The sequence below is a fragment of the Thermobacillus sp. ZCTH02-B1 genome (genome assembly GCF_002159085.1).
GTDB lineage: Bacteria > Bacillota > Bacilli > Paenibacillales > Paenibacillaceae > Thermobacillus.
In genome coordinates this window covers 67,577-79,412 of sequence record NZ_LZRU01000010.1, presented here as the reverse complement: position 1 = coordinate 79,412, position 11,836 = coordinate 67,577, and the positions used below count along the sequence as shown (strand labels likewise).

The following is an 11,836-nucleotide window of genomic DNA, read 5'->3' as shown; positions in this document are numbered from 1 at the left end:
GTGAACAGAGAACGGCTGTCACGGGGGTGAGGACAGTGGCCATGCAAATGCCGGCAGCCGGGGAGGCCGCGCGTCGCGACGGTCCGTCCGCCGGACCGCTGGACATGGCGGCGCTGCTGATCAAGGCCTACGAATTGGGCGACATGATCAATCAATCGGCCGATGCCGCCGATTATCTATATTGGAAGGCGCAGCTTGAGCGGGACGAGGAGGCGCAGGAGCTGATCCGGCGCTTCCGCAGGGCGAAGGAACGGTTCGAGGAATGCAGCCGGTTCGGCCGCTTTCACCCGGATTACGACGAGGCGAAGCGGGAAGCGGCCGAACTGAAGCGCCGGCTGGACGAGTGCCTGACGGTGCGCCGGTTCAAGGAAGCCGAAAAGGCCGTCGACGACATGCTGCACGAAATCGCCGTCCTGATCGCGCGGGCGGTGTCGGACGACATCAAGGTGCCGTACGGCGATGCGGTGCGGACCGGCTGCGGAGGCGGGTCTTGCAGCGGCGGATGCGCGGCCTGCGGCTGAAGGCGGACGAAACCCGCGCCCGAAGCGCACAGGACGCGGCGGGCGCGCGGAAACGGTGCGGTCTGCGCCGGAGGCGGTCCATGCGGCGGCTGCGGAACACCGCGTGACGCGGCCGCTATCCGGCGCATGGGACGAAGCGGGCGCGGGACGTTGACATCCGGCTGCAGGGGACCGCGTCGTGCCGCGCTTCGGCACATGGATGCGTGCATATCGACGGCGGGCGGGAGGCGGCGGTGCGTGCCACGGGCCGGCCATCGCCGCCTCCCGTTTCCGCTCCGCCGCGGCGGTCCGCGGAGGCGTTCCGCGGAAGGAAAACGCGGCGGCCAGTTCCAGAACGGAGGAGAAAGCGGATGAACGGTGCGTTCGGACAAGAAAGCGGTTACGAAGAACGTCTTTTCCCGGACCGGGTCGGATATGTCGTGTGGGTCAGCGACCATCGCCAGGCCCGGAATCTGGAAAAGTACGGCACGTTGCACTACATTTCGCGGAGAATGCATTACGCCGTCCTCTACATGGACGCGGACAAGGCGGAAGATACCATTCGCAACATCGAACGTCTGCCGTACGTCAAAAAGGTGGAACGATCGTACAGGGGCGAGATCCGGACGGAGTATTCGAAGGATGTGCCGGACAAGACGCGCTCGTACAGCATCTGAACGGTCCTGCCGGCGCGTTCGCGCAGGAATGGGCGTTTGTGATAAAATGGAAAAGAAGGTGCTAAGGTTGATTCCCGCGTGATGGAGGTGTTCGTGATGAAGGACAAGTCGACGGAACGTTGGGGAACGTATGAAACGTTCCATGTCGAGCTCGTCGGCAAGAAAGTGGCCGACATCGTCATCACGAACCACGCCAGAATGCGGTGGATCGACCGGATCGAGCAGACGAGGTCCGAACCGGAGGAGATCGCGGCGTTCCTGTGGGAATGCCTCAAACAGGGAAGGATCGAACCGTATTACCGCAATCAGAACGATGTCTTCGTCATCGACGACGATCTCGTGTTCGTGGCCGAGTTTACCGAATTGCCGGACGAGACCGACCTGGCAGGCCAGCCGCTGCACCGGATGATCGTCGTCACGTTTCTCGGCAAAATGTCCGTGACGATCGAATTGCGCGACCTGAAAACCTATTATTCCTGGCTCCGCCATTCGCGGCGGATGACGCTCATCAAGAACAGCCGCAAGCGGAAATGAAGGGGTTCCCGCACGTGCGCCGGACGGGCGCTTTTTTTATGGCGTTTTGCGGGCGGACGGATGCCGGCATGCGCGTTTCAGGTATAATGGGGGTACGCACGCAGAGGAGTGGGTGTCCGTGCCGCTGAACTTTCACCAACTGCATATTTTCTACACCGTCGTCGACAAGGGGAGCTTCTCCGCGGCCGCCCAGGCGCTGCACATGACCCAGCCCGCCGTGACGATGCAGGTGCAGTCGCTGGAAGACTATTTCGGCACGAAGCTGCTGCACCGCTCGACGAAGCGGATCGAGCTGACGGAAGCGGGCCGGACGCTGCTTCCTTACGCGCGGCAGTCGATCGAGCTGCTCCGCGAGGCGGACGCGGCGATGTCCCGGTTCACGCGGCAGCTCAAAGGCCGGCTGCAGCTCGGGGCCAGCCTGACGATCGGCGAGTACATCCTGCCGCGGCTCCTCGGTCCGTTCGGCAAAGAGTACCCGCACATTTCGATCCGCATGAAGGTGATGAACACGGCGCAGATCATGGAGGAAATCCTGAACCATCAGCTCGATTTCGGCCTCGTCGAGGCGCCGGTCCATCACCCCGACATGCACATGGAGCCGGTCATGAGCGACGAGCTGAAGCTGATCGCCGCCGCGTCGCATCCGCTTGCGCAGAAGCGCGAGGTGACGCTGGCGGAAGCGATCGAGTACCCGTTCGTGCTGCGCGAACAGGGATCCGGCACGCGGCTCGTCATGGAAGAGCAGCTCAAGTCCCGGAACATCGATCCGTGCAGCCTCAAAATTGTCATGGAGCTCGGCAGCACCGGGGCGGTGAAATCGGCCGTCGAGGCGGGGATCGGCATTTCGTTCGTCTCGGCCTCTTCGGTGAAGCACGAGGTCGCCCTCGGCCTGATCAAGATGATCCCGCTGGTCGATGCCGTGTTCACGCGGGAATTCTACTCGATCCATCTGAAATCGGCCTTGCTGCCGATCTCGGCCGTGACGTTCCTGACGTTCCTGAGGGAGAGGGATCTGAAGCAATGGTTGTGAAAACTGCCGTTTCGGCGGGGCGCGCCGATCTGCATACGCATACGACCGCGTCGGACGGTCAAGGCGCTCCGGCCGTCAACGTGCGGCTGGCGCGCGAAGCGGGGCTTGCCGCCGTCGCGATCACCGACCACGACACGACGGCGGGGATCGAGGAAGCGCTGGCGGAAGGCGCGCGCCTCGGCGTCCGCGTCGTGCCGGGTGTCGAGCTCAGCACGATGCAGGACGGGGTGGAGATCCACGTGCTCGGCTATTTTGTGGACTGGCGGGACGAACGCTGGCGGGAGCGGCTTCGCGCGCAGCGGAACGCGCGGGCGAGGCGCAACGCGATGATGCTGGAGCGGCTGGCCGAGCTCGGCCTGCCGGTCGACCGGGAAGAGGTGGAGCGCGCGGCGGACGGGCGGGCGTCCGGCGGTGTGATCGGCCGGCTGCATATCGCGGCGGCATTGGTTGCGCGGGGATACGTCTCGTCGGTCGCCGAGGCGTTCGAACGCTATCTCGGCAACGGAGGCGCGGCCTACGTGCGGGTTCCCCGCCCGACGCCGCGGGAAGCCGTGGACTGGATCCACGAGGCGGGCGGCGCGGCGGTCATCGCCCATCCCGGGTTGTACGGGCGGGACGATCTCGTGGAGGCGCTGCTTCGCGCGGGAGCCGACGGCATCGAGGCGTATCATTCCGATCACGGCCCGGACGACGAGGCGCGCTATGCCGACATGGCCGCAAGGCTCGGCGTGATCGCGACCGGAGGATCGGATTATCACGGCGAGCGCGACGGCAAGGCGTTCCACGGCCCGCTGGGCGGCCGGACGGTGGATGCGTCCGTCGTGGACCTGCTGGAGGCGGCGAGCCGGAAGCATCGCTGATCCGGGAAAGCGCGGCACGGTCATGCCGGCCGCACAGCGGACCGGGCCCGGCTCGCGGCCTCCGCTTGCGCCGCTGATCGGCTCGGACCTTCCGCGGATGCGTCAGGCGAAGTTTTTTCCGCCGTTTTTCGTTTCGATTGCCTTTTCGTTTCGATTGCCGGCCGAAAGCCGCGCCTCACGTCACCGTGCGGACCGGCAGCGCCTTGATGCGTTCCTCATCCGGCGTCACGAACAGCGTCTTCTGGTGATCGTAGATCACGAAGCCGGGCTTCGCGCCGTTCGGCTTGCGGACGTGCCGGACCAGCGTGTAGTCGACCGGCACGAGGCTGGACGATCTTCCCCGGCTGTACCAGGCCGCCAGCATCGCCGCCTCCTCCAGGGTCGCGTTGCCGAAGCCGGTGCCGCGGATGACGACGTGGGATCCCGGAATGTCCTTCGTATGAAGCCACGTGTCGTTCGGCGACGCCAGCCGGTTCGTCAGATAGTCGTTCTGCGTGTTGTTTTTGCCGACATAGATCGGCACGTTTTCCGAAGACGTGTAACAGAGCAGCGCCGGACGGGACGGCTTCCGCTTCTTCGCCGCGGAGCCGGCCCGCCGCTTCAGATACCCCTGTTCCTCGAGCTCCTCGCGGATCTCCTCGATATCCTGCAGCGACGCGTTCTCGAGCTGCGCGAGCAGCGTATCGAAATACGCGATTTCCGCGCGCGCGGCCTCCATCTGTTCCGCCGCGGCCGCCGCGCCGTTCTTCGCCTTGTTGTAGCGCTTGAACCAGCGCTGCGCGTTCTCCGACGGCGTAAGCTGCGGGTCCAGCTCGATCGTGATCACGGGCTGCCGCTCGTCGTAGTAGTTGACGACCTGGACGCTGGACGCTCCTTTCCGGATCGCGTGCAGGTTCGCGATGATCAGCTCGCCGATGACCCGGTACCGGTCCGCCTCCTCCGCCTCCTTCAGCGTCGCTTCCAGCTTCTCGAGCTTTTTCTCGTTTTTCGCCTTCTCGTTCTGCAGGAAGCGGTACAGATCGGCCGATTTCTGGCGGACGAGATCCCGCTCGGCCTTGTCCCCGTAATAGACCTCGAGGCACTCGAGGACCGAAGCGAACGGGCGCGCCGCGCCGTCCAGGTGGGTCAGCCGGGTCACCGAGAAAAAGGTTTTCCCGCCGCTCTCCACGATGTTCGGTTCATACGCATGCGCGCGGAACGCCGCCATCATTTCCCGGAAAGCCCCCCACAGCGCCTCCGGATCGTCCGGCGCGCCGGATGCGGCCGCGCGGTGCACGATCTCGCGCGCGATCAGCGGGCTCAGGCCGGTGAACGCGTCGACCAGCCGCCGTTCCGGCGGCGCGTCTCCGGCCGACGACAGCGCTTCGGCGAAACGACCGAAGTCCTCCGTCTTGATCGGGTCGGCTTTCTCCTGCACGGGCGGCGGCGTATAGGCGCTGCCGGGCAGGACGACCCGGTAGCTGCTGATCGCCGGCGTGACGTGGTGGATGCCGTCGAAGATGCGCCCCGTCGCGGGGTCCATGAGGATGAGGTTGCTGTGCCGTCCCATCAGCTCCACGACGAGCCGCTTCAGCGAGTCGTCCCCGAGTTCGTCGCGCTGGCGGATGTCGATGTACAGCATCCGCTCGCATCCCGGCTGCGTGACGGATTCGATGACGCCGCCTTCGCAGTGCTTGCGCATCAGCATGCAGAACATCGGCGCTTCCAGCGGATTCTGCTGCGGCCGCGTGACCCAGTGGACTCTGGGATACGTCGGATTCGCGGAGAGCAGCAGGCGGGGCTGTCCGCGCAGCCCGCCGCCCCTGAGCTGCAGCACGAGCGTATGGTCGTCGGGTTGATGAATGCGGTGAATCCGGGTTCCGGCGAGCTGCCGGAGCTCGTGCGCGATCGCGCGCACGACCATGCCGTCGAGTGACATCGGAACATGACCACCTTGACGAAAAATGCGTGGAAATATGCGTACACGGACCAATCTCTATCATGCCATAGTTCGGAGAAAAACTTAAGGGGCCGCGTTCCGCCGCACGCCGTCCCGCTCCGTTGGGATATTTCCCCGGTTGTCCGAATAGATTTATCCCTGTAACGAGGCTGTCCGCCCATTCGTTCCCGGGGTGGGCCGGAGAGCGGATTTCGGGAGGGAGACGGATGGAACAGACGATGTGGCACCGGATGAACCCGCGCGAACTCGTCGACGCGCTCGAGAGCGACGCGGAGCGTGGGCTTTCCGCGGCGGAAGCGGAGCGCCGGCTGGCCGGACACGGCCGGAACGAACTCGCCGAAGGAAAGCGCACGCCGCCGATCGCGCTGTTTCTGAACCAGTTCAAGGACTTCATGGTGCTGGTGCTCGCCGGAGCGACGCTGATCTCGGGATTTCTCCGCGAATGGATGGACGCCGCCGCGATTCTGGCCATCATCGTGCTGAACGGCGTGCTCGGCTTCATCCAGGAATATCGCGCCGAGCGGTCGCTGCGCTCGCTCAAGGCCTTGTCCGCTCCGACGGCGCGCGTCGTCCGGGAGGGGAAGGAGCGCGTGATTCCGGCCGCCGAACTTGTGCCCGGCGACATCGTCCTGATCGGGAGCGGCGACCGGGTGCCGGCCGACCTGCGGCTATTGGAAGCGAACAGCCTGTACGTGGAAGAATCCGCGCTGACGGGCGAGTCGGTGCCGGTCGGCAAGCACGCCCGGCCGATCGAAGGGGACGAGCCGGGCACGGCCGATCTGAAAAACATCGCGTTCATGGGAACGATGGTGACGCGCGGCACGGGCAAGGGCATCGTCATCCGCACCGGCATGCGGACCGAGATGGGCAAGATCGCCAGCATGATCGAGCAGGCCGGGGAGGCCGAGACACCGTTGCAGCGGCGCCTCGCGCAGCTCGGCAAGGTGCTGATCGCGGCGGCGATCGCGCTGACGGTCGTCGTCGTGATCGCGGGCATCCTGCACGGCCAGCCGGCCTACGACATGTTCCTCGCCGGCGTCAGCCTCGCCGTCGCGGCCATTCCGGAAGGGCTGCCCGCAATCGTCACGATCGCGCTGGCGCTCGGCGTGCAGCGGATGATCCGCAGGCGGGCGATCGTGCGCAAGCTGCCGTCCGTCGAGACGCTCGGCTGCGCCACGGTCATCTGTTCGGACAAGACGGGCACGCTGACACAGAACAAGATGACCGTCGTCCGGCTCTGGACGGAAGGCCGGACGCTCGAAGTGACCGGGGAAGGCTACGAGCCGCGGGGTGAAGTGCTCGAGAACGGCAGGCCGGTCGATCTGAAACGGGACGCCGCGCTGCGCCGGCTCGTGCAGGTTGCGGCGCTGTGCAACAACGCGCGGCTCGTCCGCGCCGAAGAGGCCGGGCGTCCGGGGCGCGCGGGCAGGCGCGCGGATAACGCGGACGACTGGGTCCTGCAGGGCGATCCGACGGAAGGTGCGCTCATCGTGCTCGCGGCCAAGCTCGGCGTCACGGTCTCGTCGCTCGAAGGGCTGTACCGCCGGGAAAAGGAATATCCGTTCGATTCGGAACGCAAGCGGATGTCCGTGCTCGTCAGCCACCAGGGCGGCCGCCTCGTCTGCACGAAGGGGGCGCCCGACCTGCTGATGGAGCGGTGCGCCTACGCGCTCTGGGACAACAAGGTCGTGCCGTTCACGCCCAGCTTGAGGCAGAAGGCGGCCGAGGCGGCCGAGCGGATGGCCGGATCGGCGCTGCGCGTGCTCGCCCTCGCCTACCGCGACCTGCATCCCCAGGAGCCGGCGGAGCGCGATGCCGACGTCGAGAAGCAGCTCATCTTCGTCGGTCTCGCCGGCATGATCGATCCGCCGCGCCGGGAGGTGCGGGACGCGATCGCGATGTGCCGGCAGGCGGGCATCCGGACGGTGATGATCACCGGCGACCACCGGCTCACCGCCGAGGCGATCGCATCCCAGCTCGGCATCCTGCCGCGCGGCGGCCGGTCGATCGACGGGCGGCAGCTTGCGGCGATGTCGGATAAGCAGCTCGACCGGATCGTCGAGGACACCTACGTCTACGCCCGCGTCGCGCCGGAGCACAAGCTGCGCATCGTCCGGGCGCTGCAGCGCCGCGGCCACGTCGTCGCGATGACGGGCGACGGCGTGAACGACGCGCCGGCGATCAAGGCGGCGGACATCGGCATCGCGATGGGACAGTCGGGTACGGACGTCGCGAAGGAAGCGTCGTCGCTCGTCCTGGCCGACGACAACTTCGCGACGATCGTCGCGGCGGTCGAAGAGGGGCGCGGCATCTACGAGAACATCCGCAAATTCATCCGCTACCTGCTCGCCTCCAACGTCGGCGAAATCCTGACCATGTTCCTCGCGATGCTGCTGGCGCTGCCGCTGCCGCTCGTGCCGATCCAGATCCTGTGGGTGAATCTCGTGACCGACGGCCTGCCGGCGATGGCGCTCGGCGTCGATCCGCCGGAGAAGGATTTGATGCGCCAGCCGCCGCGCGGGGCGAAGGAAAGCATCTTCGCGCGCCGGCTCGGCTGGAAGATCCTCAGCCGCGGCGTGCTGATCGGCCTGTGCACGCTCGGCGCGTTCGTCCTGACGCTGAGGTCGAGCGGCGATCTCAGGCATGCCCAGACGGTCGCGTTCACGACGCTGGTGATGGCCCAGCTCATCCATGTGTTCGACTGCCGCAGCTCGCGGTCCATTTTCCACCGGAACCTGCTGGAAAACCGCTGGCTCGTGCTGGCCGTGCTGTCGTCGCTCGCGCTCATGATTCCGGTGCTGTACGTCGAGCCGCTGCAGGCGATCTTCAAGACGGTGCCGCTGGATTTCCGCGACTGGTCGCTCGTGTTCGTCGCCGCCGGCATTCCGACGTTCGTCATGGGCATCGGCAGCGTCCTCGGCACGCCCGGCCGCCGCAAGCGGAGGCGCATCGTGTACGGCGGCGCCGGCACCATCCCCCGATGACCGTCTCCGTCCGTCGGCGGCCCCGGCGCCGTCTTCCGCCGGACGTTCCCGCGCCGCTCCCGCCGGCGCCCTGCCGCCGCATGCGGTCAAGTGCAAACAAAAGACGCCAGGATCAATACTCCCGTTTCCGCCGCTTGGGGTATGCTGACAGCAGAACAAGCGGACCCGGCGGCATCGCCGGAGACAAGGGAGTGCAAAACCGTGGAATTTGTGAAAATGCATGGCCTCGGGAACGACTTCATCGTGGTGGCGGGCGAGCGGGAGCTGCCGGGAGACGCGTCCGATCTCGCCGTCCGGCTGTGCGACCGCCACTTCGGCGTCGGCGCGGACGGACTCGTCTACATCTTGCCGTCCGAACGCGCCGATTTCCGCATGCGCATCCTGAACCCGGACGGCTCGGAGGCCGAGCAGTGCGGCAACGCGATCCGCTGCGTCGCCAAGTACGTCTACGACCGCGGGCTCGTCGCGCGGGACGAGATCGCGATCGAGACGCTCGGCGCGGGCGTGCAGCGGCTCAAAATCACGTCCGTGGGCGGCAAGGCGGTCCGGGTGCGCGTCGACATGGGCGAGCCGATCCTGCGCGGGCTTGACGTGCCGACGACGGTCGACCGGACGCCGGTCGTGGACCATCCGATCGAGGCGGGCGGCCGCACGTTCCGCTTCACGGCGGTCTCGATGGGCAATCCGCATTGCGTCATTTTCGTGGACGACGCGCCGTCGTTCGATCTTTACCGCTGGGGACCGCTGCTCGAGGCGCATCCGCTCTTCCCGCGCAGGACGAATGTCGAGTTCGTCACGGTCGTCTCGCGGTCGCACGCCGTCATGCGCGTCTGGGAGCGGGGCGCGGGTCCGACGCTCGCATGCGGCACGGGAGCGTGCGCGACGCTGGTCGCTTCGGTGCTCTGCGGGCTCACCGACCGGAGGGCGACGGTGTCGCTTGCGGGCGGCGATCTGTTCATCGAATGGAGCGAAGCGGACAACCGCGTGTACATGACGGGCCCGGCGGCGGAAGTGTTCTCCGGAACGCTTGCCTGACGGCGCCCGTACGGTTAACATAAGGGCATGAGCAATGCCCCGGAAGGACGGGAGAAGCGGCCGGATTCACCGGGCTGCTTTTCTGCTGTCTGCGGGACCCGGGCGCCGCTGGGGAGGAAGACGGATGAGACCGGTTCTGCGGGATGCGCTCAGGACTTCGGTTCTGACCGGCGACGGAGCGATGGGGACGTACCTGCATCAGCTCGGGCATCCGATCGGCGTGTCATACGAGGAATTCAACATGACCCGTCCGGAGACGATCGCCGCCGTGCACCGGCAATATTATGAAGCGGGCGCGCGCGTCATCGAGACGAACACGTTCTCCGCGAACGCGGAGCGTCTGGCCCGATACGGGCTGGAGGACGAAGCCAGGCGCATCAACCGCGAGGGGGTGCGCATCGCGCGCGAGGCGGTCGGCGCGGACGCGTGGGTGGTCGGCGCGGTCGGCGCGATCCGCGCCGGCCGGCTGCGGGCCGTCGGGCTCCCGGCGATCGAACGCGCCCTGGCCGAGCAGATCGACGCGCTGCTCGAAGCGGGCGTGGACGGCATTCTCCTCGAGACGTTCTACGATCTCGACGAGCTGCTGCTCGCGCTTCGCCTCGTGCGGCAGCGGTCCGACACGACGGTCATCTGCCAGCTCGCGGCCGTCGGAACGGAACTGCTCTACACGGGGCTGCCGATCGCCGAAGCGTTCCGCAGGCTCGAGGCGGCCGGCGCGGACGCCGTCGGCTTCAACTGCGAGAGCGGTCCGAACGGCATCCTGCATGCGATCGAGGCGCTGGGCGGAGCGGTGAACCTGCCGATCTCCGTGTATCCGAACGCGGGTGGCGCCGATTACGTCGACGGGCGGATTACGTACGCCGCCGGGCCGGCGTACTTCGGCGACTGCGCGAAGCGTTTCGCCGGGCTGGGCGCGCGGCTGATCGGCGGTTGCTGCGGCACGACGCCCGAACACATCCGGGCGATCGCTTCCGCGTTGGCGGGCATGGCGCAGGATGGGGCACCCGCCGGCGGACAAGCCCGGGCGGCCGCGATGCGGGATGCCGGGGCGAAGGCCGCCGACGCGGCGCCGGCCGCGGAATCCCGGCCGCGGATCCGGGTGACGGCGGAGCCCGCGCCGTCCGCGCCGGGGGGCGAGGCTCCGGGAGGCGGGGACGATCCGACGCTCGTCGAGCTCGTGCGCCGGCGGCCCACCGTCATCGTCGAGCTGGACCCGCCGCGGGATCTCGACATCACGAAGTTCATGGCCGGCGCGCGGGCGCTCCGGGATGCGGGCGCGGACGCGCTGACGATGGCCGACAATTCGCTCGCGGTGACGCGCATGAGCAATCTCGCGCTCGGCGCGATCGTGAAGGAGCGGGTCGGCATCCGGCCGCTCGTGCACGTCGCCTGCCGGGACCGGAACCTGATCGGCACGCAGTCGCACATGATGGGGCTGCATGCGCTCGGCATCGACCACGTGCTCGCGGTCACCGGCGATCCGGCGAAGTTCGGCGATCTGCCCGGATCGAGCTCGGTCTACGATCTGACGAGCTTCGACATGATCCGGATGATCAAGCAGCTGAACGAGGGGATCGCGTTTTCGGGCAAGCCGCTCCGGCAGCGGGCGCGGTTCATCGTCGGCGCCGCCTTCAATCCGAACGTGAAGCACCTGGACAAGGCGGTCAGGCGGCTCGAGAAGAAGGTCGAATGCGGTGCCGATTTCATCATGACGCAGCCGGTGTACGACGCCGCGCTCATCGAGCGGATCGCCGACGCCACCCGCCACATCGGCGTGCCGATCTTCATCGGCATCATGCCGCTGGCGAGCGGCCGCAACGCCGAGTTTCTCCACAACGAGGTGCCGGGCATCGAGCTGTCGGACGAGGTCCGCAGGCGGATGGCCGGGCTGGAGGGGGAAGCCGGCCGGGCGGAGGGGATCCGGATCGCGGAGGAGCTCCTGGACGCGGCGCTGCAATTTTTCAACGGCATTTATCTGATGACGCCTTTCATGTTCTATGACATGACGGTGAGGCTCACCGGGTACGTCCGGGCGAAAGCGCGCCTGGAAACGTGCGAAATCTCTTGTTCCTCCGGCAAAAATGAATTAAAATAGAGTCCAATGGTTACACCTGCCACGGATCGGACCGGAAGCCGCCGCGGCCCGGCCGGGATGCCCAGCGGTCCCGAGGCCGAACGGTGGCGGCGCGGACGTATGCACCGGACGACGGTTGTCAACAATAGTGCAAGCCGCCCGCATACGCAGCGCCGATGCGCGCAAGCGTCGTACCCGTTCAT

9 protein-coding genes are annotated in these 11,836 nt (G+C 66.9%); 8 read left to right on the top strand and 1 reads right to left on the bottom strand.

Annotation, left to right across the window (positions count from 1 at the left end; all coding sequences use genetic code 11):
• Positions 1-41: 41 nt before the first annotated feature.
• The 5 genes from A9Z00_RS04555 (at position 42) to A9Z00_RS04535 (ending at position 3,601) form a co-directional block, all read left to right on the top strand.
• Positions 42-521 (top strand): YlbF/YmcA family competence regulator, encoded by a 480-nt coding sequence (locus A9Z00_RS04555; protein ID WP_296975026.1) that lies wholly within the window; start codon positions 42-44, stop codon positions 519-521.
• 350 nt (positions 522-871) lie between these two features.
• Positions 872-1,177, top strand: coding sequence for a YlbG family protein (locus A9Z00_RS04550; RefSeq protein ID WP_296974940.1), 306 nt, complete (start codon positions 872-874; stop codon positions 1,175-1,177).
• A 96-nt stretch (positions 1,178-1,273) separates the two neighbouring features.
• The gene (locus A9Z00_RS04545) at positions 1,274-1,711 is read left to right on the top strand and encodes a hypothetical protein (protein WP_296975025.1); all 438 of its coding nucleotides are present in this window, start codon (positions 1,274-1,276) and stop codon (positions 1,709-1,711) included.
• A gap of 118 nt (positions 1,712-1,829) precedes the next feature.
• Positions 1,830-2,741: a selenium metabolism-associated LysR family transcriptional regulator gene (locus A9Z00_RS04540; protein WP_296974938.1), complete on the top strand. Its 912-nt coding sequence runs from the start codon at positions 1,830-1,832 to the stop codon at positions 2,739-2,741.
• Complete coding sequence (locus A9Z00_RS04535) at positions 2,732-3,601, top strand: PHP domain-containing protein (protein ID WP_296974936.1); 870 nt, start codon at positions 2,732-2,734, stop codon at positions 3,599-3,601. The genes A9Z00_RS04540 and A9Z00_RS04535 overlap by 10 nt, the downstream gene beginning before the upstream one ends.
• Positions 3,602-3,776: 175 nt before the next feature.
• Here A9Z00_RS04535 and A9Z00_RS04530 read toward each other — a convergent pair whose 3' ends face one another.
• Positions 3,777-5,519: an Rqc2 family fibronectin-binding protein gene (locus tag A9Z00_RS04530; RefSeq protein ID WP_296974934.1), complete on the bottom strand. Its 1,743-nt coding sequence runs from the start codon at positions 5,517-5,519 to the stop codon at positions 3,777-3,779.
• 227 nt (positions 5,520-5,746) lie between these two features.
• On the opposite strand from A9Z00_RS04530, the gene A9Z00_RS04525 reads away from it, so the two are divergent.
• The 3 genes from A9Z00_RS04525 (at position 5,747) to A9Z00_RS04515 (ending at position 11,654) form a co-directional block, all read left to right on the top strand.
• Positions 5,747-8,524 carry a calcium-translocating P-type ATPase, SERCA-type gene (locus A9Z00_RS04525; protein ID WP_296974932.1) on the top strand — a complete coding sequence of 926 codons (2,778 nt, stop codon included), beginning with the start codon at positions 5,747-5,749 and terminating at the stop codon, positions 8,522-8,524.
• 201 nt (positions 8,525-8,725) lie between these two features.
• A complete protein-coding gene (dapF, locus tag A9Z00_RS04520) occupies positions 8,726-9,559 on the top strand; it encodes a diaminopimelate epimerase (RefSeq protein ID WP_296974929.1) in 834 nt (277 codons plus the stop codon).
• Positions 9,560-9,683: 124 nt separating this feature from the next.
• The gene (locus tag A9Z00_RS04515) at positions 9,684-11,654 is read left to right on the top strand and encodes a bifunctional homocysteine S-methyltransferase/methylenetetrahydrofolate reductase (protein ID WP_296974927.1); all 1,971 of its coding nucleotides are present in this window, start codon (positions 9,684-9,686) and stop codon (positions 11,652-11,654) included.
• Positions 11,655-11,836: the final 182 nt, after the last annotated feature.

Excerpts from the sequence above, each read along its gene's own strand:
- A9Z00_RS04555 (WP_296975026.1), top strand. The coding sequence starts at position 42 with ATGCAAATGCCGGCAGCCGGGGAGGCCGCGCGTCGCGACGGTCCGTCC.
- A9Z00_RS04550 (WP_296974940.1), top strand. The coding sequence starts at position 872 with ATGAACGGTGCGTTCGGACAAGAAAGCGGTTACGAAGAACGTCTTTTC.
- A9Z00_RS04545 (WP_296975025.1), top strand. The coding sequence starts at position 1,274 with ATGAAGGACAAGTCGACGGAACGTTGGGGAACGTATGAAACGTTCCAT.
- A9Z00_RS04535 (WP_296974936.1), top strand. The coding sequence starts at position 2,732 with ATGGTTGTGAAAACTGCCGTTTCGGCGGGGCGCGCCGATCTGCATACG.
- A9Z00_RS04530 (WP_296974934.1), bottom strand. The coding sequence starts at position 5,519 with ATGTCACTCGACGGCATGGTCGTGCGCGCGATCGCGCACGAGCTCCGG.
- A9Z00_RS04525 (WP_296974932.1), top strand. The coding sequence starts at position 5,747 with ATGGAACAGACGATGTGGCACCGGATGAACCCGCGCGAACTCGTCGAC.
- A9Z00_RS04515 (WP_296974927.1), top strand. The coding sequence starts at position 9,684 with ATGAGACCGGTTCTGCGGGATGCGCTCAGGACTTCGGTTCTGACCGGC.